Origin of the sequence: Bacillus sp. XT-4, assembly GCF_050864245.1 — a bacterium.
Classification (GTDB): Bacteria; Bacillota; Bacilli; order Bacillales; family Bacillaceae; genus Bacillus; species Bacillus altitudinis.
This window is the reverse complement of the sequence record NZ_JBPAFI010000005.1, coordinates 206707-231002: the sequence shown is the minus strand read 5'-3', so window position 1 is coordinate 231002 and position 24296 is coordinate 206707. Positions and strand designations below refer to the sequence as shown.

The 24296-nt window shown below is 41.5% G+C and carries 28 protein-coding genes and 2 riboswitches; of the genes, 21 read left to right on the top strand and 7 right to left on the bottom strand.

Annotation, left to right across the window (positions count from 1 at the left end; all coding sequences use genetic code 11):
* Nucleotides 1–333 precede the first annotated feature (333 nt).
* Both ACRRMM_RS15125 and ACRRMM_RS15120 read left to right on the top strand, forming a co-directional pair.
* Complete coding sequence (locus tag ACRRMM_RS15125) at nt 334–1206, top strand: AraC family transcriptional regulator (RefSeq protein ID WP_335372855.1); 873 nt, start codon at nt 334–336, stop codon at nt 1204–1206.
* Between the two features lie 13 nt (nt 1207–1219).
* Entirely contained in the window at nt 1220–1792 is a 573-nt protein-coding gene (locus ACRRMM_RS15120; protein WP_335372854.1) for a GNAT family N-acetyltransferase, read from the top strand.
* A 118-nt stretch (nt 1793–1910) separates the two neighbouring features.
* Here ACRRMM_RS15120 and ACRRMM_RS15115 read toward each other — a convergent pair whose 3' ends face one another.
* The 6 genes from ACRRMM_RS15115 to ACRRMM_RS15090 all read right to left on the bottom strand — a co-directional run bounded on the left by ACRRMM_RS15115 (nt 1911) and on the right by ACRRMM_RS15090 (nt 5308).
* Nucleotides 1911–2822: a hypothetical protein gene (locus ACRRMM_RS15115; protein WP_428828809.1), complete on the bottom strand. Its 912-nt coding sequence runs from the start codon at nt 2820–2822 to the stop codon at nt 1911–1913.
* A 19-nt stretch (nt 2823–2841) separates the two neighbouring features.
* Nucleotides 2842–3570, bottom strand: coding sequence for a CPBP family intramembrane glutamic endopeptidase (locus tag ACRRMM_RS15110; protein WP_335372852.1), 729 nt, complete (start codon nt 3568–3570; stop codon nt 2842–2844).
* A 94-nt stretch (nt 3571–3664) separates the two neighbouring features.
* Nucleotides 3665–4075 carry a hypothetical protein gene (locus tag ACRRMM_RS15105; protein ID WP_008344327.1) on the bottom strand — a complete coding sequence of 137 codons (411 nt, stop codon included), beginning with the start codon at nt 4073–4075 and terminating at the stop codon, nt 3665–3667.
* 5 nt (nt 4076–4080) lie between these two features.
* Nucleotides 4081–4533 (bottom strand): LytTR family DNA-binding domain-containing protein, encoded by a 453-nt coding sequence (locus ACRRMM_RS15100; RefSeq protein WP_046526934.1) that lies wholly within the window; start codon nt 4531–4533, stop codon nt 4081–4083.
* A 15-nt stretch (nt 4534–4548) separates the two neighbouring features.
* A complete protein-coding gene (locus ACRRMM_RS15095; RefSeq protein ID WP_282833950.1) occupies nt 4549–5118 on the bottom strand; it encodes a GNAT family N-acetyltransferase in 570 nt (189 codons plus the stop codon).
* 4 nt (nt 5119–5122) lie between these two features.
* Complete coding sequence (locus ACRRMM_RS15090) at nt 5123–5308, bottom strand: hypothetical protein (protein ID WP_056705714.1); 186 nt, start codon at nt 5306–5308, stop codon at nt 5123–5125.
* A gap of 179 nt (nt 5309–5487) precedes the next feature.
* Between ACRRMM_RS15090 and ACRRMM_RS15085 the strand changes: the two genes are divergently transcribed.
* Complete coding sequence (locus tag ACRRMM_RS15085; RefSeq protein ID WP_035391460.1) at nt 5488–6033, top strand: sigma-70 family RNA polymerase sigma factor; 546 nt, start codon at nt 5488–5490, stop codon at nt 6031–6033.
* Nucleotides 6002–7450 carry a DUF4179 domain-containing protein gene (locus ACRRMM_RS15080; protein WP_428828810.1) on the top strand — a complete coding sequence of 483 codons (1449 nt, stop codon included), beginning with the start codon at nt 6002–6004 and terminating at the stop codon, nt 7448–7450. The genes ACRRMM_RS15085 and ACRRMM_RS15080 overlap by 32 nt, the downstream gene beginning before the upstream one ends.
* An 18-nt stretch (nt 7451–7468) precedes the next feature.
* Here ACRRMM_RS15080 and ACRRMM_RS15075 read toward each other — a convergent pair whose 3' ends face one another.
* On the bottom strand, nt 7469–8656 hold the full coding sequence (locus ACRRMM_RS15075; protein ID WP_428828811.1) for an MFS transporter: 1188 nt from the start codon (nt 8654–8656) through the stop codon (nt 7469–7471).
* Nucleotides 8657–8756: 100 nt separating this feature from the next.
* Between ACRRMM_RS15075 and ACRRMM_RS15070 the strand changes: the two genes are divergently transcribed.
* The 17 genes from ACRRMM_RS15070 (at nt 8757) to purN (ending at nt 24287) form a co-directional block, all read left to right on the top strand.
* Entirely contained in the window at nt 8757–9635 is an 879-nt protein-coding gene (locus tag ACRRMM_RS15070; protein ID WP_058336457.1) for a LysR family transcriptional regulator, read from the top strand.
* Nucleotides 9636–9761: 126 nt separating this feature from the next.
* Nucleotides 9762–9863: riboswitch (purine riboswitch) on the top strand.
* 145 nt (nt 9864–10008) lie between these two features.
* Complete coding sequence (locus ACRRMM_RS15065) at nt 10009–11334, top strand: NCS2 family permease (RefSeq protein WP_024719393.1); 1326 nt, start codon at nt 10009–10011, stop codon at nt 11332–11334.
* 206 nt (nt 11335–11540) lie between these two features.
* Nucleotides 11541–11702: a hypothetical protein gene (locus ACRRMM_RS15060; protein WP_008344307.1), complete on the top strand. Its 162-nt coding sequence runs from the start codon at nt 11541–11543 to the stop codon at nt 11700–11702.
* Nucleotides 11703–11720: 18 nt separating this feature from the next.
* Entirely contained in the window at nt 11721–11903 is a 183-nt protein-coding gene (locus ACRRMM_RS15055; RefSeq protein WP_025206857.1) for a YezD family protein, read from the top strand.
* 217 nt (nt 11904–12120) lie between these two features.
* Nucleotides 12121–12918 (top strand): hypothetical protein, encoded by a 798-nt coding sequence (locus tag ACRRMM_RS15050; protein WP_113747736.1) that lies wholly within the window; start codon nt 12121–12123, stop codon nt 12916–12918.
* A gap of 305 nt (nt 12919–13223) precedes the next feature.
* The gene (locus ACRRMM_RS15045) at nt 13224–13778 is read left to right on the top strand and encodes a DUF2179 domain-containing protein (RefSeq protein ID WP_008344300.1); all 555 of its coding nucleotides are present in this window, start codon (nt 13224–13226) and stop codon (nt 13776–13778) included.
* Complete coding sequence (locus tag ACRRMM_RS15040) at nt 13775–13975, top strand: NETI motif-containing protein (protein ID WP_008344299.1); 201 nt, start codon at nt 13775–13777, stop codon at nt 13973–13975. Before ACRRMM_RS15045 ends, ACRRMM_RS15040 begins: the two co-directional genes overlap by 4 nt.
* Nucleotides 13976–14054: 79 nt before the next feature.
* Nucleotides 14055–14156: riboswitch (purine riboswitch) on the top strand.
* A 169-nt stretch (nt 14157–14325) separates the two neighbouring features.
* Complete coding sequence (gene purE / locus ACRRMM_RS15035; protein WP_017359824.1) at nt 14326–14814, top strand: 5-(carboxyamino)imidazole ribonucleotide mutase; 489 nt, start codon at nt 14326–14328, stop codon at nt 14812–14814.
* On the top strand, nt 14807–15949 hold the full coding sequence (gene purK, locus ACRRMM_RS15030) for a 5-(carboxyamino)imidazole ribonucleotide synthase (RefSeq protein WP_224559841.1): 1143 nt from the start codon (nt 14807–14809) through the stop codon (nt 15947–15949). The genes purE and purK overlap by 8 nt, the downstream gene beginning before the upstream one ends.
* Entirely contained in the window at nt 15946–17241 is a 1296-nt protein-coding gene (gene purB, locus ACRRMM_RS15025) for an adenylosuccinate lyase (RefSeq protein WP_148780533.1), read from the top strand. The genes purK and purB overlap by 4 nt, the downstream gene beginning before the upstream one ends.
* Nucleotides 17242–17313: 72 nt before the next feature.
* Nucleotides 17314–18036, top strand: coding sequence for a phosphoribosylaminoimidazolesuccinocarboxamide synthase (gene purC, locus ACRRMM_RS15020; protein ID WP_007496901.1), 723 nt, complete (start codon nt 17314–17316; stop codon nt 18034–18036).
* A complete protein-coding gene (gene purS / locus ACRRMM_RS15015; protein ID WP_003214349.1) occupies nt 18029–18283 on the top strand; it encodes a phosphoribosylformylglycinamidine synthase subunit PurS in 255 nt (84 codons plus the stop codon). The genes purC and purS overlap by 8 nt, the downstream gene beginning before the upstream one ends.
* Nucleotides 18280–18963 carry a phosphoribosylformylglycinamidine synthase subunit PurQ gene (gene purQ, locus ACRRMM_RS15010; RefSeq protein WP_008344292.1) on the top strand — a complete coding sequence of 228 codons (684 nt, stop codon included), beginning with the start codon at nt 18280–18282 and terminating at the stop codon, nt 18961–18963. The genes purS and purQ overlap by 4 nt, the downstream gene beginning before the upstream one ends.
* Nucleotides 18947–21178, top strand: coding sequence for a phosphoribosylformylglycinamidine synthase subunit PurL (gene purL / locus ACRRMM_RS15005; protein ID WP_008344291.1), 2232 nt, complete (start codon nt 18947–18949; stop codon nt 21176–21178). The genes purQ and purL overlap by 17 nt, the downstream gene beginning before the upstream one ends.
* The gene (gene purF, locus ACRRMM_RS15000) at nt 21154–22584 is read left to right on the top strand and encodes an amidophosphoribosyltransferase (protein WP_017359819.1); all 1431 of its coding nucleotides are present in this window, start codon (nt 21154–21156) and stop codon (nt 22582–22584) included. The genes purL and purF overlap by 25 nt, the downstream gene beginning before the upstream one ends.
* Nucleotides 22585–22680: 96 nt before the next feature.
* On the top strand, nt 22681–23721 hold the full coding sequence (purM, locus tag ACRRMM_RS14995; protein ID WP_017366751.1) for a phosphoribosylformylglycinamidine cyclo-ligase: 1041 nt from the start codon (nt 22681–22683) through the stop codon (nt 23719–23721).
* Nucleotides 23718–24287 carry a phosphoribosylglycinamide formyltransferase gene (gene purN, locus ACRRMM_RS14990; protein ID WP_008344288.1) on the top strand — a complete coding sequence of 190 codons (570 nt, stop codon included), beginning with the start codon at nt 23718–23720 and terminating at the stop codon, nt 24285–24287. The genes purM and purN overlap by 4 nt, the downstream gene beginning before the upstream one ends.
* Nucleotides 24288–24296: the final 9 nt, after the last annotated feature.

Here is a 24296-nt window from a genome sequence, read left to right as displayed (position 1 = left end):
TTTGTTCTATGGGTGTCTTGTCTTCATTTTACTTCTGTTTTAATGGTGAAAGTGAATTCTAGAATAACTAGCGTGTTTTGCTAGAGTTTGAAGCGGCAATTCATCTTTCAGATGTTAATGGTCCTTGAATCGTTTTCTCATGTTCTTGATAGGACAACCGAGCACATCTTTACCTTACGAGTTTAATATAACAGAAATCATTTTTAAGAAACTTGACTTTTTGTGCTATGGAAATTGAATGATTATTTTGTGGAAGGTTATTTAAAAATAGCACAAATGATCAAAAAAAGGAGGAGGGAAGTAATAAAATAAAAGGTAGAGGAGGGAGAAACAATGGATTACTATGAGAGAATACAGCATTCGATTGAGTTTATTGAGGAGAATCTTCAAAACAATATAAGTATAAAGGATATTTCCTCGAAATCCTGCTTTTCAGCGTTTCATTTTCAGCGACTGTTTCAAGCCATTACAGGTTTTTCAGTGCAAGAGTATATCAGAAATAGAAGGCTCTCTGAAGCTGCTAGGTTACTGAAAGAAACAAATCAGAATATTTTACACATAGCGATTGCGTTCCAGTATGGTTCTCAAGAAGCGTTCGCCCGTGCTTTTTTACAATTCTTTGGGGTGACACCAGGCAGGTTTCGAAAAGAGGAAATAGTGTTAAAGAAACAAAACAAAATGGATTTTTTAGCATACCAATCTATGTTAGACAGTGAATTCAATATGAATAAACCTGTCATGACTCAATTAAACAAATTTTATATTATTGGTTACGAGTATCAAACGAATCTTCAAAGTGAGGAATATTTCACGGACATTCCTTTGTTTTATATGGATTTTGGAAAAAAGGAGTATTATCAACAGATTCCAAAGAGAAAAGCACCTCATATGGCTTATGGTGTATCTACTTCTTTTCATGATGATGGCCGTTTTTCGTTTGTGGTAGGGGAAGAAGTGGAGGAATCAGATATAGATTTAAATGAAGGGTTTGTAAAAATAGTGATTCCTGAGGGGAGATATGCAGAATTTAAAGTGAGTGGCTCTCATGAAATGGTGCAAAACACTAGAAGATATATCTATGGTAGCTGGCTCCCAAATTCTAATTATGAAAGAACGAGTGGACCAGATTTTGAAATAACAGATGTCCTACATTCAAATGGTCTGAACGATATCAAAATGAAAATCTATATTCCTATCGAGGAATAAGGGGGATTAAGAGATGAAAATAGAAAGTCTTTTTGGAACTTTTCCTGTAGTTGCGTCAAAGAATCTATTGTTAAAAAAGGTGGAAGAACGTCATTTGCCAGAGTTATTTTCAATTTACGACAATGACACAGTCTTTCAGTATTGTGGGATCATTCCCAAACATAATCTCCAAACGGTAAAAAAAATGATTGGACATTTTGAACGAGATTATACGAAGAAAAGCAGAGTGAAATGGGGAATCTTTCAAAAGGATAATCCTCATACGCTAGTTGGTATCATCGAAACAATGGACATCAATCAAAAAGTGAATGCGGTGACGATTGGTTATTTCTTTGCAGAGGAACATTGGGGAAAAGGCATCGCAACAGAAGCTGTCTCTACACTAGTGAAATTTCTGTTTGAAGAGATTGATATCAATAGAATTCAAGCGGAAGTCATGCCAGCAAATGAGGTATCAAAAAAAGTCCTGTCGAAAAATGGTTTTATCAAAGAAGGACTGCTTAGACAAGCTGTTTTATGGTCTGGCAAAGGAGTTGTTGATGTAGAAATATACAGCATGCTGAAAGTGAATTACATGAGTGAATAAGCTTGATAACATGATGCTGATATAGCGTTTAAGATATCAGCTTTTTATGATCTCATTTTTCTTTTATCGGAACCCTTTTAGAAAATAAAAAAGCGAACACTGAGCTCGCTCATTATGGTTAATTCAATTCGTTGGAAAATCGAATTTGTCTATCTTTTAGTTCATCATAGAATGTGAAGTGTTGTAACTTCAATTCTTCACAGACTTTTTTGATCATCCATTTGCCTCGTTCTTCGATTCTGAGATTTACTTTATGTAGGTACTCACTTAATTCTTGTTCATTTTGAGGTTTTAATTGATTGTAATTTCCTATACCTGCAAAATGACCTTCCCAAAATTCACTCACTGTCCATTCCTCATCATCGTTCACATAAGGTTGAAGGAAATATCGTTCGACGAACTGTTTCCAACAGCCTAATGGTTTAAAAAAGCCAAAGAATGATTGTAATGTCACATCCCAATAATCTTGAGAGAAACTGTATCGACCAGTGTTCATCCAATGAGGTAATACAGTGAAATTTCCAATATAATGAGAAGAAGTAGCGAATTTTTCAAACGCTGCAATATTATCTTTGATCTGTTTAAACTCTTTGAATTTCTCATTAGAAATCAATAAATGACATTGATCTATAAGAGGGTTTTTGGGGTTAATGCCAATTTCATTGTATAAAGCGTTTTTATTTTCTGAGCTTATCACACTGTTTTTATAAGTTGTCCAAAACGAATTCATTGTTTCGCCGCGGAGCAAATCATAATAATCTAAATGGTGTTTTGATTTAAGCTCAGGATCATTCTCTGTACCCCATAGTAATTGATAAATATGAAAAGGTTCTTTATCACAATCAGCTTTACTACGCGGTTTAACTTTAGCTTTGAGTTTACCCATTTTATACTCTAACATGATCTTAATTGATGATGTATCTTTGATCGGCTCTTTGATATAGCTTTGCTTAAAATCCCATTCCCAAGGCTTGATTTCAACTTCTTCACACTTTTCAAACCAGCCTTCTATCCATGTGTTCCCCTTCATTTCTTTCCTCCTCTTTTCATTATCTATTGAACACTTTTTTCATTCTTAATCTTCTCCACAACACCACCGCAAGAACAAGCAGAATGACACATTGAATCGAGAGCAAAAGCATTTGCATTGCGACAGGCGTATTTCCATTTGTCATCTGATCCACGATATTATGAACAGCATGCCATATGATCACCCATTGCAGACTGTTCGTGAGTGCCACGATTTCAGCTGCAACGAATCCAAATAAAAAGGCGAATAGGATTTGTGCGACGGTTAAGGTGAGGCTTTTTCCGCTTAGTAGATTCGCAGCATGACCGAGACCGAATAGTACGGCGGAGCCCCATATGGCAGTGCTCAAGTTAATTTGTTTTAAATATTGAAACAGAATGCCTCGAAAGATTCCTTCTTCAAAAAGACCGACACACACCATGAAGAAACAAAGTGCTAGAAAGGAAGAAACAGTTAAATCCTTGTTGAATCCAGCAATAAACGGAATGGCCTCGATGATCAGGATCGGAAATATCCACATACCGAGAGAGCCTTTTCGAAAACCTATTTCTTTCAAGTGAAAACGACTTTTTTGAATAATGAATAGAAGTAAAAGACACCCAGCTAGCATGGCACTGCCATTGATGATATAGATGGTCATTGGATCGGTCACTTGTTTTATGGATATATAGACACCTGCACTTGTTGGAATAATTAAAGAATACAGCAGTAGAAGTACTGATTTTCGAATGATTGTGATTGGTTTCATTGTTGATTCCCCCTCTAATGTCAGAGTAGTGGAATCATGCAGAAGTCACAATGAAATCTTCCTAACATGTCAATATTTAGCCCTAAGATGCATATTAAGATGTTGTTCGTTTCTTTCGCTGCTGTAAAAGATCGTTGATTTCCTCAGCGGTTGCTTGATCTTTTTTATACAATAGGTACTTGATCACAAAGAATAAAGCCATGACCACAAGGAAATTCACGATAAACGAAAGGGGGCTGATTTGACCGCTCACAATAATGATGGTGGTCATAATCATACACATCACAAGGACGATATATAGAATTTGTTGAAAAAGAATCCGTTGATGGCTGTACGTTTGTTTTGGGTATAGCAAGAAGGTCAGGGCGCTTGAAAAAAAGGAATTGAACATGATGGCTTGTAAAATATAGATGGGCATCGTTCCAAACGTGAAACAGTAAATCAATACGAGTGCAGTAAAGATTATACAAAATGTGATCAAAAGATTTGTGATATAACGTTTCATCCTGTTCACTTCCTTCGTAACCCAAGTTTCTCTTTTAATGCTTGGATATAAAAACGTGAAATCATTACTTTTTCTTTATTTGTAAGGCTTGCTTCAAAACGGCCACTCGTTTTAGGAGAAATAGCGGCAATAGAATCTATATTCAGAATCATCGATTTTGAAATCCTGACATAATCGTGCGCTTCAAGCCGTTCTTCAAGTTCAAATAACTTTTCCTTTAAGAGAAACACTCCATCTGACGTATACAAGAACGATCTTTTATCAACGCTTTCTATATATAAAATGTCGTGATAATAGACCTTTTTCACTCTTTCTTTCGTGGGTTCTTGTGCTAAGAAATAGGGGGCTGACTGCTCCACTTGCTGGACAAGTTTTTCAATCGCTGGATTGAGTTCATAAATGTGAAAAGAAACATACTCTGGTTGCGGCTTTTGGATGAAATGAATATCCGTTTTCATTTGTTTCTCCTCTGTTTAATAGGATTTTTCATAATCTCTCTTCAAAATTGAATACATATACACATCATCGAATCCCTTCTGACCCAATTCATACTCTCTTAATAAACCCTCTTGTACAAAATGTATCTTCTCCAATAATTGAACAGAGGACGTATTAGCTGGATCAATGATCGCTTCAATCCGATTCAAGTTCATCTCCTGAAATCCATACCGCAACACCGCAGTAATCGCTTCATTCATGATGCCTTTTCTCCAATGATCATGGTGTAATTCATAGCCAATTTCCGTACGGCGGTGCTGTTTTTCTAGATTGAGAAAGCCGCAGCTGCCGATGATGGTGGGGTTGTTTTTTAAAGAAATGCCCCAGCGGATGCCTGTTTGTTCTTTGAAGATATTGTCATACCACTTGATTTCTCCTTTTGTGTCTTCGATGGTTTCATGTGCATCAATGCCCATATAGCGGCAGACAGTTTCATTGGATAAATAGATGTGCATATCCTCAGCATCTGTGATCGTTGTTTTTTTTAAGATCAGTCTTTCGGTATGTATCGTTGGAAATGATTGTGGAAAAGTGATTTTGTTCATGTGTTTATCCTCCATGTGATGTCTTTTGTTCTGTACATGCCTTACAATAAAAAACCCCTTCATTCCTTAGCCAAGCCTTCACTTCTGTCATCCCTCGTCTCTTTGGATAGATCAGCTTAACGTACACTTCTTCGTTACCTTCTATTTTCTTTTGGCAGCTAGCACAAGCAGGTTCTTCAAATAGAAACAATCAATATCCTCCTTTTTGCAGATATTTCTTCCATTATATCAAAAGTTCAATACGATCTTTGCGGCCTATTCTTCACTTTCTCTGTTTTTGTCCGACATATGCTAAGTAAAAGAAATTTCCGATTGTTGAAACCGTTTGAGAGAAACCTTGCTCTAACAGGTGTAGGAGGTGTGAATGAGATGAAGCAAGTGCGTCTAATTAAAAAAGCACAAAAAGGGAATGTCCCGGCATTTGAGACATTAATGCTGATGTATCAAGAGCGTTTATATAAAACGGCTTTTCTCTATACAAGAAATAAAGAGGATTCGTTAGATGCTGTTCAGGAGACGGTCATGAAAGCATTTAAGCATTTATCTGGATTAAAAGAACCGGCTTATTTTTCTACATGGCTGACTAGGATTTTGATTCATACGATTTTTGCGATGAAGAAAAAGCAGCAAGATGTTGTTCCGTTTGAACAGCATCATGAAAGCGTTGAGCGTCATGATTTTTTGGAAGACAAGCTCGATTTAAAAAATGCACTAGATGTATTAGATGAGCAATATCAGCTCGTGATTCAGCTATTTTATTTTCAAGATTATTCGATTTCAATGATTTCTGAACAGATGGGTGTGCCCGAAGGAACGGTCAAAACTCATTTGTATCGAGCAAGAAAGTTATTAAAGCAAACATTGGAGAAGGAGGAGAGTGTCGATGGAACGAAAAGAAATGAAAAAGCTTTATGAAGAGATTGATGTACCAAAAGTTGAATTGACCTCTGCAATTCGTCAAGCAATGGGAGATGTGAAAGCGGAAAAGAAAAGACGTTGGTTCACATGGAATTGGAGAACGCCAATCTATTCAGTTATCGCCCTTGTTGTCCTTTACTTTTCATCAGGCTTCATTTTTCCTTCTCTTAATACAGCGATGGCTCGAGTGCCGTTTGTTGGACAGTTATATATGATGTTTCACGATAAAGTAGGAATGTCTCTTTTTCAGAGTGAGTTGGTGAAGCATGTCAATGAGGGGGCTGAATCAAGAGGGGTTACTGTGAAAGTGAGCAGTGTGTATTATGATGCAGGGCGGCTTGTTTATACGTTTACTGTGGAGAATTTGAATACAAAGGAAGATTCTGTACCATTCATAGTCAACAACTTCGATCATATAAATGACACTTTCCAACCGAGTTACGACAATCAAGGATTGAAAAAAATGAAAGATGGCCGCTATGTTGGGCAGACGGAAGTCTATACAAATGGACAAACGATCAAACAAGGTCAGCAAGTACCGATTGTTATTTCGAAGATTGGGGATATTGTAGGGAATTGGCGCTTCAAGTTACCTGTGGTCAAGCAAAAAACCACTTTATTAGTGGGACAAAAAGACGTGTCTATTTTAAATGGACGTTATCAAATAAGAAATGTAAAGGTAGAAAACGGAGTGAATGGCTCTGCAATTCAATATGCCATTGATTACAATGGTTTTGCCAAAGATGATAAAGTCAGTATAGATGGAATGAAGGATAATTTAGGGAATGAGTATCAGCTTGAGATTGGAACCGTTTTAAGAAAAAAACAAATGTCTTCTGACAAAACTAGAAAAGATCATTTAACGATTTTGAATCAGCCGATCAATCCAAAGGCGACTGAATTGACATTTGACACATATGTGAATATCGAACGGGAAGAAAGCAAAATCATTCCTCTTCAGACAAAGCTGCCTGTTCAGTTTAAAACAAAACACCATGGCATCGGAATCAAAATCAATAAGATAGAGCAAAAAGACCGTTCTGTGATTGTTGATTATCAATTTACTGGAATAGATCAAAAAGAATTAGATCAGGATGTGATGGAGAATATAGGTGAATTCATTGGATTAGGTGATGTTGAAAAGATGAAATCATGGCAGGATCCACAAGCAGACTATGAAAGCGGGTATTACTTGAAAGGGAACCATGCGAAGATAACGAATTTAAAGACAGCTTCCATGCAATCCACCTTTGAATTTGATGATAAGGAGTTAGATACTTTATCATTAAACCATTTTTCATTTAAAGAATATGGGCTTTATCTTGATTTATCAGAACTGAATATGTTGGCACCACAAAAAGAAATAACGGTAACCATTCCAGTCAAAAAAGAAACATCAAAAGCTAATCGATAAATAAATGAGCGAACATGATTACACATGTTCGCTTTTTATCTGTTGATGTGCCAGTCGATTGAGATTGAACGAGTACCGAATCAACATCAACGCAACAAAACTGGCTAGCCCGCCAATCCAACTTAAATTCGTTACATTTGTATATTGAATAATCAGACCACCCATTGACGAGCCGAGCATCATGCCGATATTCATAATCGCTGTATTAAAGCTCAGCACGGTTTCCGATGTTTCGGGTTTTAGGGAGATGAGATAAAATTGCTTCGCTGGTGTTGTTGTCCATGTGGCGGTGCCCCAAATGGCGAGCGTGATGAAGACGCCAACTACAGAAAATTGTGTAAAAGATAATGCAAAGAGCATGAGCATCTGAACCGTGATGCTGGTTAAAATGGTTCGGTTTGGTCCCCATTGATCGACAGCGTATCCACCAAAGCGCGAGCCAATAAAAGCGGAGATGCCTAAGACAAGCAAGGCAATGCTTGTCAGTTCAAGCGTAAATCCGGATGTTTGCCGCAATAATGGCGAAATGTAAGCAAATACCATCGTGTAACCTAAAATCCAAAAGGCTGTCGTGGCTAAGCCGCTTAACACCCTACGGTCTTGAAGAATTTGCATTTGCTGTTTGAATGGCACATGGGAATGTCCCTCCATAGGCGGTAATAATCGATACAGAAGAAACAAGAGACAAGCGGTTCCTATTGCAATAATGAGAAAAATGGCATGCCAATCTACATATCCTGCTAAAAATGTTCCAATCGGTACACCGAGTACTAGTGAAACTGTAAATCCAGTGATCACCGTTGCCATCGCACTCCCCTTTTTTTCTGGCGGGGCGAGCTGCGCTGCATAATTTGTTGCGAGTACAATATATAAGCCGCCACTCATGGCCATGATGACCCGTGAGAGCATGAGCAGCATAAAGTGATGGCTAAAAAAGGCGAGCACATTCCCTGCTATAAACATGGAAATTGCCGATAAAAGAACCTTTTTTCGATTCAATTTCGATGTGGCCATGACTAAAAAGAGGGCACCCACCGCATAAAAAAGAGAATAGATGGTGATGAGCTGTCCCGCAACCGGGATGGAGATGTGCAGATCGTCAGAAATGATGTCCAGTATGCCTGATACGACGAATTCTGAAGTGCCTGTGACGAAAGAACCGACGGCTAAAAGAAATATGAGCAATGGATAAGATGTACTTTTCATTTTGAACCCTTCCTTTATGTTGAAACGTTGTATTCATTTTAAATTCCGTGCTAACATAAGTAAAATTGATGTTTTTCATGAAAGGGATGAGTGATTACTCATGAGCTTTGTTCGTTTCGAAACGATGGCTAAGGTGGTCGAGCTAGGCAGTTTTACCGCTGCAGCTGAAGCATTAAATATGACACAGTCTGCCGTGAGTCATGCGGTGGCAAGTTTAGAGACGGAGTGGGGCGTGTCTTTATTCGTGCGTGACCGAAAAAAGGGCATTACGCTGACAGACATCGGTGAAACCCTTCTTCCGCATATAAGAGAAGTGCTAAATCGAGTAGAGAAAATTCAGCAGGAAATTGCGCTCACCAAAAATATTGAATCTGGCTTGATTCGGATTGGAACATTTGCCAGTGCATCCGCTTGTTTGTTGCCAAAACTGCTTGTGAGCTATCAGAAAAAGCATCCAAAGATTGAATTTAAATTTTATGAGGGGACATATGAAGAAATATTGGAGTGGCTCGATTCTGGCATTATTGATGTTGGGTTTGTTGTAAAAGGTAAAGCGGATGAAGCGTTTGATCTATTGCCACTTATGAAAGATAAAATGGTGGTCGCCTATCACGAAAATCATCGTTTTAAGCAGCAACCAATTGTAGATATGGAAGAATTAGCGGACGAACCGTTTATTATGCCAACTGGCATGTATCAGTCCCATGTAGAGGATATTTTTTCAGAGGCGCAAATCAAGCCGTCTATTTTATTTGAAGTGCATGATTGTACGACCATTGCCCGCATGGTTGGGGAAGGACTTGGTGTGACGATAGGTCCTGAATTATTCCTAAAAACGCAACAACTTGTGCAGATCAGTCATCTGAATGTATCGCATCATCGTGAGGTGGCGCTTGCCTGTCCATCGCTCACGCAAGCTTCTCCTGCTGTGAAGGCATTTTTCGATGTAGCAGAAACGGTTTTTGCCAGAATTCAGTGATGGGTGTATAAAGAACTAGATGTGATTTTCCAAATTCGTGTAATAAGACGAATGAAGCGGACATTTCTTTGAAAAATGTTCGCTTTTCGTATTGTGTTTTAAAAATGAAGTTGGTACAATAGACACAGAAATCAAATAGATAGAAGTCGTATAATGGCGGGGATATGGCCCGCAAGTTTCTACCAAGCTACCGTAAATGGCTTGACTACGTCAATTCACACTCGTTTGATATAAATCATGCATTGTTCTTGTTTGATGTCACGGTCTGAATTCACATTGTAGTCAAGCGTCCCAAAAACTGTTGGGGCGTTTTTTATTTGACTTGTGAATGGGGCAGACTAAAGCAAAAGGACATGAAGGGAGTCAGTTGGCTTTGAAACAGTTTTTTCAGTTTGATGAGTTAGGTACGAATTATCGCAGAGAGATCATCGGCGGTTTAACGACATTTTTGTCGATGGCTTACATCTTGTTTGTCAATCCGATCACACTTGCTTTAGTAGCAGTACCGGATTTTCCAGATAAATTACGAATTGATCAGGGGGCTGTCTTTACAGCTACGGCGTTAGCTTCTGCGGCAGGTTGTTTCCTGATGGGATTGATCGCCAGGTACCCGATTGCGATTGCACCAGGTATGGGACTGAATGCGTTCTTCGCTTTCTCAGTGGTTCTTGGTATGGGGATCTCATGGCAGGCAGCACTTTCCGGTGTGTTTGTTTCAGGATTGATTTTCGTTGCTCTTTCTTTAACAGGTTTTCGTGAAAAAATCATCAATGCCATTCCGAGTGAGCTGAAGCTGGCTGTTGGTGCAGGGATTGGTTTGTTCATTACATTTGTGGGTCTTCAAGGCTCCGGTATTATTGCAAATAACGATAATACGCTCGTTTCGATTGGAAATATTCATAGTGGTCCGGTATTGTTGACGGTATTTGGAATCGTTGTGACTGTCATTTTAATGGTTCTTCGAGTGAATGCAGGTGTCTTCATTGGGATGCTTGTGACAGCCATTGCTGGAATGATCTTTGGTCTTGTGCCAGTTCCATCTCAAATTATCGGAAGCATTCCAAGTTTGTCTCCAACCTTTGGTCAAGCTTTGATTCACTTGCCAGACATCTTCTCCATTCAAATGCTTGTGGTCATTTTAACGTTCCTATTCGTTGGGTTCTTTGATACAGCTGGTACACTTGTGGCTGTGGCGACACAAGCTGGTTTAATGAAAAATAATGAGCTGCCTCGTGCAGGAAGAGCGCTTCTGGCGGATTCTTCTTCTATCGTCGTCGGTTCTGTTCTTGGTACATCAACGACGACGTCTTATGTTGAATCTAGTTCAGGTGTTGCTGCGGGTGCCCGCTCTGGGTTTGCAGCCGTCGTGACAGGTATTTTCTTCTTACTTGCGATGTTCTTCTCGCCGCTATTATCTGTTGTGACATCAAATGTAACGGCACCTGCTTTAATCATTGTCGGTGCACTGATGGTAGCACCTCTTGCGAAGATCGCATGGGATCGTTTTGAAATTGCGGTACCGGCTTTCTTAACCATGATTATGATGCCACTGACATATAGTATTGCGACAGGGATTGCGATTGGTTTCATTTTCTACCCGATCACCATGATCTTTAAAGGAAAAGCAAAAGAAGTGCATCCAATTATGTACGGACTGTTTGTCATCTTTATTCTATATTTTGCTTTCTTAAATCATTAATGGTTTGTCTGAAACAGCAGCTCATGGAGGCTGCTGTTTTTTGTAGGGAAATTTCAAAAACATAGTTGACTTATAGGAATTATATGTTTATGATAAAAAGACATAATTCGCTGATTGGATCACCAAAGGCGCTTTGATTTCCTTTTTTCTATAGAAGGGTTCAGAGTGCCTTTTTTCTTGCATTCATCATAACGGGAGGGGATGACTTGTCACGCTGGCTTAGGCAGGTGATTGAGCGGAAAAAGCAGGTATTGATTGAGCAGCTCCTATTATGGGGGCATGAAGAAAAACATGAAGCGCTCATGCATTATACGATTCATGAGCTGGAAAATGAGGTTCTCTATTTAAAAGAGCGAAAGCAAAATTAGTGGGATGGGGGATGAGCGATGGATGAACAAAAGCTGAATTTTATTTTATCTGCCTTAAAAGGGATTGAATACGGGTCGGTGGTGATCACCATTCATAATGGACAAATTACACAAGTCGATACGACAGAAAAGACTCGTTTCCCCGCACACCAAGAGAATCTTCGGATTCAGAAAGCAAAGCAGGCGCGCTATCGTTCATGAAAAGTGATGAAAGATGATGAAAAGCTGATCCACTCATCAGCTTTTTTGTTTTGTCTTATTTTCTCTCCATTTAAAACCTCTTCATTCTTTTATCCGTCTATTCGTATGAACGTCAAGGAATCTTGACTGAATAGAGAGACTCCGCTACTTTAATAGGAGTCATCCGGACAGGTCACCTGAGCCTGTGCGGATTGTCTGAGATAGGAGTTGATATGGGATGTTAGAGAAAGATCAAGAGCAGGTCACATCCGAAACAAAAAACGAAAACGAAGAGCCATCAATAGATCAAGAAACGAGGCAGTCCCGCCTCAGCCGCAGTGCTGCAAAACGAGGAAGAACGGCTAAGCCAGCTGATGAAGAGCGTTCAGCCATTCAGCGCATCGCAAGAAGTGTAGGAGGTGCGTTTAAGCGCTACGGCTCATATGGGCTCGCGATGTTAAAATCACCGAGTCGTGCGATCCATCAAGCGGACACTTTACGCATGAAGTACGCCTGGATTTCAATTGTGTTATTCAGTGTGTTTTTTGCTTTAGGCAACTACGTTCAATTAAAGGCGTCAAAGACCCGTTTATTAGGTTTTGGTATTCATTATTCTTTTGGTGACGCCTTTTTAAAGGTAGCGGTCTTTACACTCATTTTGTTGACACTGATGATGCTGACGGTTTGGGTGCTCGGTAAGTACATGCTGAAAGGAAACATATCGCTGAAAGAAGTGATCATGAAGTTCGGTGCTGTGCTTGTGCCGGTTTTGGTTTTATCTATCCTTTGGCTTGTATTTGCCATGCTGAATATTCCATATGTAACGGTGATTTTATCCGTGATGATGTTTTTTGGTCTTCAGCTGATTGCCATTGTGCTCTTCCGCTCCATTCAATCAGAGCAAGATGCTGTACGGGGAGACTTGATGTATGCCGGCTGGGTCTTTTTGTTGATTGAGCTCGTCATCATTGCCCTTTTATGGGGCATTGTCGGAGAGTATTTGATCCCATCACTTGTTCCAGTTCGGTTTGGATAAAACACGTTTCAGCGTGTACTCGGTCTTTTTAAAATTCAAAGGTTTTCTATCACGCTGAAAAGAAGACAAAGGGGTAAAATATAGTATATTTTAGCCCTTTATCAACCATCTAAAGCCTCCTTTTGAAAAAGGAGGTTTTTCATGTTGAGAAGAGGAAAAAACGGGTAAACTCTTGGTAACAAAGACCACCCCTTGTTGTCGAAAGATATATGTGTTTTTCTCGCGCAAATTTGATTGTATCAAGGTTTGTTCTCTAGTAGAATATGGGGTGCTTTATTTGATTTTTAGTGCAGGGGGTTCGAATCGTGCTTCAACAACTTTTATCCAATGCGTTCACCATGGTTTTGATTATTTTAGTGATTAACATTGTTTATGTCTCTTTTTCCACTATGCGTTTAATTTTAACAATGAAAGGCAGAAGGTATGCAGCCGCTTTTGCTGGTACTGTCGAGATGCTGATTTATGTCATTGGTTTGAGTATCGTATTAGATAACTTAGATCAAGTACAAAATGTCATTGCGTATGCGCTAGGTTATGGGATTGGAATCATTGTCGGGATGAAAATTGAAGAGAAGCTGGCACTAGGCTACATTACTGTGAACGTGATTACAAAAGAAATCGATCTAGATCTCCCAAAACAATTGAGAGAAAAAGGATATGGCGTCACCAACTGGGTAGTAGGAGGTCTTGAAGGAGACCGGTCAGCGATGCAAATTTTAACACCGAGAAAATATGAACTGCAATTATATGAAACGATTAAAACGCTTGATTCAAAGGCGTTTATCATTTCGTATGAGCCCAAAACGATTCATGGCGGCTTCTGGGTGAAGGCTGTGAAGAAAAGGAGAATTAAAGAATGACCGCAAAACCAAAGAAAAAGAAATTCTACGTGGAAGACAACATGACGATTGATCAAGTGTTGTCCCAGATGGCGGAGGAAGGCTACTCACCTGTCCGACGAATGGAGGAACCGATCTTTCAGGAAAAGAAGGAAAATGGGTCGATTCAGATCATTCCGATTGGGAAAAAAATCGTATTTGAGGGAAAAATACTCTAAATCCGAACATTAAAACGACGACTTCATAGATTGTTCGATAAATCCGTTGACATCATGAACATCCGTTGTTAAGATAAACATGAAATCAAAACACGAGCCTCATATAATCTTGGGAATATGGCCCATAAGTTTCTACCCAGTTACCGTAAATGACTGGACTATGCAGGATAGTGAACAAAACTGACATGGCGTTTTAAAAGCGAACAGCGCTTACCATGGCCCGGTTTGTGTTGCTTCCTAACAATGCAATACAAACCGGGCCTTTTTGTTCGGCGTTTGACAAGCTGCTTAGGTTTGGGAAGCGTGTCAAACGATACAAAATCGAATAATAGCTTAAAGGTGGGGACAAAATGAAGCCGCTTGTAGGTGTCATCATGGGAAGTACATCTGATTGGGAAACAATGAAACATGCGTGCGATATCTTAGAGGAATTAAACATTCCGTATGAAAAACAGGTTGTATCCGCACATCGGACACCTGATTTGATGTTTGAATATGCGACTGAAGCAAGAGGTAAAGGACTCAAGGTCATTATTGCCGGTGCTGGAGGCGCAGCACATTTACCGGGGATGGTCGCAGCAAAAACGACACTGCCGGTCATTGGTGTGCCCGTACAATCAAAAGCATTAAACGGGCTGGATTCCTTATTATCCATTGTTCAAATGCCAGGCGGTGTACCTGTTGCCACAGTGGCAATCGGCAAAGCCGGTGCAACAAATGCAGGCCTTTTAGCTGCACAAATGATTTCAGCATTCGATGAAGCCGTTGCAGCACGCCTTGAAGAAAGAAGAGAGCAAACAAAACAAACTGTATTAGAAAGCAGTGATCAGCTTGGCTAAGCAGACCATTTTTCCAAACGCAACCATTGGTATCATCGGCGGCGGACAGCTTGGCAGATACATGGCCGTCAGTGCAAAGCAAATGGGTTACCGTGCAGCAGTTCTTGACCCCGTCACACATTCACCTTGTGGACAGGTTGCTGATATAGAAATTACAGCCGCATACAGTGACCTTAAAGCAATAAGGCAGCTGGCGGACATCAGTGATGTGGTCACATATGAATTTGAAAACATTGACTATGATGCACTCAATCAGCTGAAGGAAGAGGCGTATTTACCGCAAGGAAGCGAACTTCTTCTTTTAACCCAAAACCGTGAAACCGAGAAAAAAGGGATTGTAGATGCAGGCTGTGAAGTCGCCCCTTATCGCATCGTTCATGATGAGAAGGAGCTGAAAGATGCAGTAAGTGCGCTTGGTTTGCCAGCTGTGCTGAAAACATGCAGAGGTGGTTATGACGGTAAAGGACAGTACGTGATCAAAGAGAAGGATCAGCTTCATGAAGCGGCTGCACTTCTCACGCATGGGACATGTATTTTAGAAAGCTGGGTTCCTTTCCAAATGGAACTGTCTGTGATTGTGACGCGGTCTGTTCATGGGGAAATTGCGACATTCCCAGTCGCTGAGAACATTCATAAGCACAATATTTTATTCCAAAGCATCGTGCCTGCACGGGTAGATGGCAGCATTCAGGAGAAAGCAAAAGAGCTGGCAACAACGCTTGCTGAAAAGCTAGGGCTGGTCGGTACGCTTGCTGTTGAACTGTTCCTGACAAATGAAGGGAAGCTGCTCGTCAATGAACTGGCACCGCGCCCGCATAACTCTGGACATTACACATTGGATTTATGTGAGACGAGTCAGTTTGAACAGCACATTCGCGCCATATGCGGTTTGCCGCTTGGCGGAACAGCTCTTTTATCAGAGGGTATGATGGTGAATTTGCTGGGCGATGAAGTGGACATCCCAAAAGAACATCCTGAGCTTTTAAAGGAAGCGAAGCTTTATCTATATGGCAAACATGAAGTAAAAGCCGGCCGCAAAATGGGGCATATGACATTTATGAAACAGCTTGATGATGAATGGATGGCAAACATCACAAAGACATGGACTGAAAGAGATGGAGGAAACGGGAAATGATCGAACGTTACGCACGACCAGAAATGTCAGCAATCTGGACAGAGGAAAACAAATTTAATGCATGGCTTGAAGTAGAAATTCTCGCTTGTGAAGCTTGGGCAGAACTTGGCGTCATTCCGAAAGAAGACGTTGTGACTATGCGTAAGAATGCAAGCTTTGATATTGATCGTATTTTAGAGATTGAACAAGACACGCGCCACGACGTGGTTGCCTTTACGCGTGCTGTATCTGAATCTCTAGGAGAAGAAAGAAAGTGGGTTCATTACGGGTTAACATCTACAGACGTAGTGGATACGGCGCTTTCATATCTATTAAAACAGGCGAACGATATTTTGCTCAAGGACATTGAGAGATTTGTTGACATACTAAAAGAAAAAGCAAAAGAGCACAAATATACCGTCATGATGGGCCGTACACACGGTGTACACGCTGAACCGACAACATTTGGCCTAAAGCTTGGTCTTTGGTACGAGGAAATGAAGCGTAACTTAGAACGTTTTAAACAAGCAAAAGCCGGCATCGAATACGGCAAAATCTCTGGTGCTGTTGGCACATATGCGAACATCGACCCGTTTGTTGAGCAATATGTATGTGAGAAACTTGGCATCAAAGCTGCACCAATTTCAACCCAAACCTTGCAGCGTGACCGTCATGCAGATTACATGGCAACCCTTGCTTTAGTTGCAACAAGCATTGAGAAATTTGCTGTTGAAATTCGTGGTCTTCAAAAGAGTGAAACACGTGAAGTAGAAGAATTCTTTGCAAAAGGACAAAAGGGATCATCAGCGATGCCGCATAAACGAAACCCAATCGGTTCTGAAAATATGACGGGAATTGCCCGTGTCATCCGTGGTTATATGCTGACTGCTTATGAAAATGTACCGCTTTGGCATGAGCGTGATATTTCTCATTCATCTGCTGAACGCATCATTTTACCAGATGCAACGATTGCACTGAACTATATGCTGAACCGTTTCTCTAATATTGTGAAGAACTTGACGGTGTTCCCTGAGAATATGAAACGCAACATGGACCGCACACTTGGCTTGATCTACTCTCAGCGTGTTCTTCTTGCACTTATTGATACAGGTATGGCACGTGAAGAAGCATATGACACGGTTCAGCCAAAAGCGATGGAAGCTTGGGAAAAACAAGTACCATTCCGTACATTAGTAGAAGCAGAAGAGAAAATCACTTCACGCTTAACACCTGAACAAATCGCTGACTGCTTCGATTACAACTATCACTTGAAAAATGTCGATATGATTTTCGAACGTCTAGGTCTTGCGTAAGAAATGGGCCGCCTGCTAGTCAGGCGTCTAATCCTGAAAATTGCCAACATTCAAATTAGGAGGCCAATCTGAATGACTGTGAAACAAGAACTTCTCTACGAAGGCAAAGCGAAAAGAATCTATCAGACCGATGACGAGCATATTTTATATGTCGAATATAAAGACTCAGCTACAGCATTTAACGGTGAAAAGAAAGCGGAAATTGAAGGCAAAGGCAGACTGAATAACGAAATATCTAGCTTGATTTTTCAAATGCTACATGAGAAAGGGATCAACAATCACTTTGTGAAACGCCTATCTGAAACAGAACAGCTCATTCAAAAGGTAGACATCGTACCGCTTGAAGTCGTTGTGCGAAACGTGGTGGCAGGCAGTATGTCAAAACGTCTTGGGATTCCAGAGGGAACGAAACTGGACACACCTTTGATCGAGTTTTACTACAAAGATGATGCACTTGGCGATCCGCTCATTACAGAAGATCATATTCGCATTTTACATGCAGCGACACCTGAACAGGTGGAGGAAATGAAACAAATCACAAGACAAGTGAATGAAGAATTGAAGCAAATCTTCTCAGATTGCCATGTGAATTTAATTGATTTCAAGCTTGAATTCGGAATAGATCACGAGAATCGTATTTTGCTAGCTGATGAGATTTCACCTGATACGTGCAGGCTTTGGGACAAAGACACAAACGAAAAGCTTGATAAAGACGTGTTCAGACGAAACCTGGGCGGCTTAACAAATGCATACGAAGAAATTTTCAAAAGACTTGGAGGCCATAAACATGTATAAAGTGAAAATTTTTGTCAGCTTAAAAGAGAGCGTTCTTGATCCACAAGGAAGTGCCGTGCAGCACGCTTTGCACAGCATGTCTTATCAGGAAGTAAAGGATGTCCGTATCGGGAAATATATGGAGCTAGTCATTGAGAAATCAGATCGTGACTTAGATACAGTGGTCAAAGAAATGTGTGAAAAATTGCTTGCCAACACGGTGATTGAAGATTACCGCTATGAGGTGGAGGAGGTTGTCGCACAGTGAAGTTTGCAGTGATCGTCTTGCCTGGCTCTAACTGTGATATCGATATGTATCATGCGATTCAAGATGAGTTAGGTGAACAAGTTGAATATGTATGGCACGACGAAACGAGTCTTGATGGTTTTGACGGTGTACTCGTACCAGGCGGTTTCTCTTATGGGGATTACTTAAGATGCGGTGCGATTGCTCGTTTTTCTAACATCATGCCGGCTGTGAAAAAAGCAGCTGCGGAAGGAAAACCTGTTCTTGGTGTTTGTAACGGGTTCCAAATTCTTCAGGAGCTTGGCATTTTGCCAGGTGCAATGAGACGGAATAAAGATCTAAAATTTATCTGTCGTCCAGTTGAACTCATTGTAGAGAACAACGAAACGCAATTTACAAGCGGTTATCAAAAAGGTGAATCGATTACGATTCCTGTAGCACACGGTGAAGGTAACTTCTACTGTGACGAAGACACGTTAGCGAAGCTGATTGAACGAGGCCAAATCGCTTTCACTTACGGTGACGATATTAACGGCAGTGTCAATCGAATTGCAGGTGTAACGAATGAACAGGGCAATGTACTCGGCATGATGCCGCACCCTGAGCGCGCGGTTGACTCATTACTAGGCAGCGCAGACGGACTTAAATTGTTTCAATCTATCGTGAAAAATTGGAGGGACACTCATGTCACTACTGCTTGAACCAAGTCACAAGCAAATTAAAGAAGAGAAATTGTATCAGCAAATGGGATTGAGTGATGAAGAATTCGCTTTAATCGAATCCATTATTGGCAGGCTGCCAAACTACACGGAAACGGGTATCTTTTCTGTCATGTGGTCAGAGCATTGCAGTTATAAAAACTCAAAGCCTGTTTTAAGTAAATTCCCGACAAAAGGAGAGCATGTTCTTCAAGGTCCTGGGGAAGGCGCTGGAATCGTTGATATTGGAGACAACCAAGCGGTTGTATTTAAAATCGAATCACATAACCATCCATCTGCAATTGAACCGTATCAAGGAGCGGCAACAGGTGTCGGCGGAATCATCCGTGATGTATTCTCCATGGGGGCTCGTCCAATTGCGGTATTAAACTCTCTTCGTTTTGGTGAACTGACTTCACCGCGCGTGAAGTACTTGTTTGAAGAAGTAGTGGCAGGGATTGCAGGCTATGGAAACTGTATCGGTATTCCAACAGTCGGCGGAGAAGTTCATTTTGATCAAAGTTATGAAGGCAATCCGCTCGTTAACGCGATGTGTGTGGGGTTAATCAACCATGAAGACATCAAGAAAGGGCAGGCAAAAGGTGTTGGCAATACGGTCATGTACGTTGGTGCTAAAACGGGACGTGACGGGATTCACGGTGCAACATTTGCGTCTGAAGAATTTTCTGATGAATCAGAAGAAAAACGTTCAGCGGTTCAAGTCGGCGATCCGTTCATGGAAAAGCTTTTGCTTGAAGCATGCCTTGAAGTCATCAAAAATGATGCGCTTGTGGGCATTCAAGATATGGGAGCGGCTGGCTTAACTAGCTCAAGTGCAGAGATGGCAAGTAAAGCTGGTTCAGGTATCGAAATGAACCTAGACCTGATCCCTCAGCGTGAAACAGGCATGTCAGCGTATGAAATGATGCTGTCTGAATCCCAAGAGAGAATGCTGTTGGTCATTGAAAAAGGCCGTGAGCAAGAAATCATTGATATTTTTGAAAAATACGACCTTGAAGCAGTCTCAGTCGGTCATGTGACAGATGATAAAATGCTTCGTTTACTCCATCAAGGAGAAGTAGTGTGTGAGCTTCCAGTTGATGCACTTGCAGAAGAAGCACCGGTTTATCACAAGCCGTCAAGTGAGCCTGCATACTATCGTGAGTTTTTAGAAACAAAAGTGGAAGCTCCAGCGATCACAGATGCAGCAGATACATTGAAACAGCTGTTAAAGCAGCCAACGATTGCGAGTAAAGAATGGGTTTACGATCAATACGACTATATGGTTCGTACAAACACTGTCGTTGCACCTGGCTCTGATGCGGGTGTGCTCAGAATCCGTGGGACGAAAAAAGCTCTTGCGATGACAACAGATTGTAACGCACGTTATCTCTACCTTGATCCAGAGGTTGGCGGGAAGATCGCCGTTGCAGAAGCTGCACGTAACATTGTCTGCTCAGGCGCTCGTCCGCTTGCAGTAACAGATAACTTGAACTTCGGTAACCCGGAGAAACCAGAAATCTTCTGGCAGATTGAAAAGTCTGCTGACGGCATTAGCGAAGCTTGCCGTACATTAAGCACACCGGTCATCGGCGGTAACGTCTCTTTATATAACGAGTCAAATGGTACAGCCATTTACCCAACGCCAGTTATTGGCATGGTTGGTTTGATTGAAGATACAGCTCATATTACGACTCAATCGTTCCAACAGGCAGGCGATGTGATTTTCGTCATTGGTGAAACGAAGGAAGAATTCGCAGGCAGTGAGCTTCAAAAAATGACAGAAGGCCGTATCTACGGAAAAGCACCAGAAATTGATTTGGATGTAGAACTGGCGCGTCAAGAAGCCCTATTAGCAGCAATTCAAAACGGACTTGTTCAGTCAGCACATGATGTGTCTGAAGGCGGTCTTGGTGTAGCACTAGCTGAAAGTACATTTGGAACAGATGGTCTTGGCGCTGATATCCAGATCGATCTAAACAGCGCAGCATCACTATTCAGTGAATCACAGTCACGTTTTGTCGTCACAGTGAAACCAGAAAACCGCGAAGCGTTTGCTGCGGCTGTGCAAGATGCAAAAGAAGTCGGAACGGTCACAAATGATGGTGTATTCACTGTCAAAAATCAAGAAGGACAACAATGGATTCATGCGGCAGTCAACGAGCTTGAACGCGCATGGAAAGGAGCGATCCCATGCTTGCTGAAATCAGAGGCTTAAACGAAGAATGTGGCGTCTTTGGGGTTTGGGGACACGAAGAAGCCCCGCAAATCACATATTACGGATTGCATAGCCTTCAGCACCGAGGACAAGAAGGTGCAGGAATTATTGCAACAGACGGTGAAAACCTGACGTCACACAAAGGCCTTGGACTGATTACGGAAGTGTTCCAAAACGGTGAGCTTAAGGATTTAAAGGGAAAAGGTGCGATCGGACACGTTCGGTATGCGACAGCAGGCGGAGGCGGCTTTGAGAATGTGCAGCCCCTCTTCTTCCGCTCGCAAAACAATGGCAGTCTTGCCCTTGCTCATAATGGAAACTTGGTCAATGCAACGCAATTAAAACAGCAGTTAGAGAACCAAGGAAGTATTTTTCAAACGTCTTCTGATACCGAAGTGCTCGCTCACTTAATTAAGCGTAGTGGATATATGGATTTGAAGGATCAAATCAAAAATGCTCTGTCCATGCTAAAAGGAGCTTATGCTTTCCTAATCATGACGGAAACAGAAATGATCGTAGCACTTGATCCGAACGGATTACGCCCACTTTCACTTGGTATGCTTGGAGATGCTTATGTTGTCGCTTCTGAAACATGTGCATTTGATGTCGTTGGTGCTACCTATTTACGAGATGTAGAGCCTGGCGAAATGTTGATCATTAATGATGAAGGCTTAAAATCTGAGCGCTTTTCGATGAACATTAACCGCAGCATGTGCAGCATGGAATACATTTATTTCTCAAGACCGGACAGCAATATCAATGGCATCAACGTGCATAGTGCGAGAAAGAATCTTGGCAAGAAGCTTGCAGAAGAAGCACATGTCGAAGCAGATGTCGTGACAGGTGTGCCAGACTCCAGTATTTCTGCAGCGATTGGTTATGCCGAAGCAACAGGTATTCCATATGAGCTAGGTTTAATTAAAAACCGATATGTCGGCCGGACATTTATTCAGCCGTCTCAAGCATTGCGTGAGCAGGGCGTGCGAATGAAGCTGTCTGCTGTGCGCGGGGTGGTCGAAGGCAAACGTGTCGTCATGGTGGATGATTCCATCGTACGTGGAACAACAAGCCGCCGAATTGTGACGATGCTAAGAGAAGCGGGTGCGACGGAAGTGCATGTACGCATTAGTTCACCGCCAATTGCTCATCCGTGTTTTTATGGAATTGATACGTCTACACACGAAGAGCTGATTGCGTCATCTCATTCAGTGGAAGAAATTAGACAGGAAATCGGTGCAGACACCATTGCATTTTTATCTGTAGACGGTTTAATGGACGGGATTGGCAGAAAGTATGATGATCCGCAGCGCGGTCAGTGTTTAGCATGCTTTACTGGAAAATACCCGACCGAAATTTATGAAGATACTGTCCTTCCTCATGTGAAGGAAACAGTCCTGACGAAATAATCGAATAATGGAGCAGCAGTCAACGTGATTTGATATGCTGCTCTTTCATTCTGCCGAAAATACATGGAAGACAAGCAGATAAAAGGAGTGAATGGGATGTCAGAAGCATATAAAAACGCCGGTGTCGACATCGAAGCAGGATACGAAGCCGTTAAACGAATGAAAACACACGTAGAACGTACAAAAAGAGCAGGTGTCATGGGGGCTCTAGGCGGATTTGGCGGGATGTTTGATTTATCTGAACTGCCATATAAAAAGCCCGTACTTGTCTCAGGAACAGATGGTGTTGGTACGAAATTAAAGCTCGCTTTTTTAATGGATCAACACGATACGATCGGTGTAGATGCTGTTGCTATGTGTGTGAACGATGTACTTGCACAAGGGGCAGAGCCGCTCTTTTTCTTAGATTACTTAGCAGTTGGAAAAGCAGATCCTTTGAAAATTGAATCCATCGTCAAAGGTGTAGCTGACGGATGCGAGCAGTCTGGCTCAGCGCTTGTCGGCGGAGAGACAGCAGAAATGCCGGGTCTTTACACAGAAGAAGAATATGATATTGCTGGATTTTCTGTAGGTGTCGTTGAAAAAGATGAAATCGTCACAGGAGAGAACATCAAGGAAGGGCATTTGCTGATTGGACTCAGCTCTAGCGGAATTCATAGCAATGGCTATTCTCTTGTAAGAAAAGTATTGCTTGAAGATGCGGGTCTAGATCTTCACCAAACGTATGAACCTTTTACAAGACCACTTGGAGAAGAGCTGCTTGAACCGACGAAGATTTATGTCAAGCCTGTTCTTAAACAAGTGAAAGCTGGCAAAGTTGACGGTATGGCACATGTGACAGGCGGTGGCTTTATTGAGAATTTACCACGTATGCTACCTGAAGGACTTGGTGTTGAGATTGATAATGGTTCATGGCCAGTTCCGCCTATTTTCTCCTTTATTCAAGAAAAAGGGCAATTGAAAGCAGAAGAGATGTTCAATGTATTTAATATGGGTATCGGCTTTGTCCTAGCCGTCAAAGAGGATGATCTCGTCGATGTGATTAGCGGACTTGAACAAGACGGAGAGAAAGCCTTTCTTATCGGACGAGTTCAAAAAGGAGAAGGCGTCACTTTCGGTGGTGGAAGCCTCTCATGAAAAAGTTTGCGATCTTCGCCTCTGGAAGCGGGACAAATTTTCAAGCCATTATTGATACGTTAAAAGAAGAACAGTGGCCGGCAAAAGCCGCCATTGTGATCTGTGATAAACCGGGTGCGAAGGTGCTGGAGCGGGCAGAGAAAGAGGGCATTCCGTCCTTTTCTTTTACGCCGAAGGCTTTCCCGAGTAAAGCCGCTTTTGAGCAAACCATCATTGAACAGCTGAAGCTGCATGAAGTGGAATGGATTTTCCTCGCTGGGTATATGCGACTGATCGGTCCGACATTGCTTGATGCATTTAGAGGGAAAATCGTGAATATCCACCCTTCTTTATTGCCAGCATTTCCTGGACTCGATGCGATTGGACAAGCCTATCAAGCAGGAGTCAAAGTGGCTGGCATCACGGTTCATTATGTCGACGAAGGCATGGATACCGGCCCGATTATTGACCAAGCAGCCATTCATATTGAACAAGGGGAAGACCTTGAATCCATTGAAAAAAGAATGCATGAATTAGAACATACACTATATCCAAAAGTGATCAAATCACTTTTAGAATTATCTTAATGAGGTGAC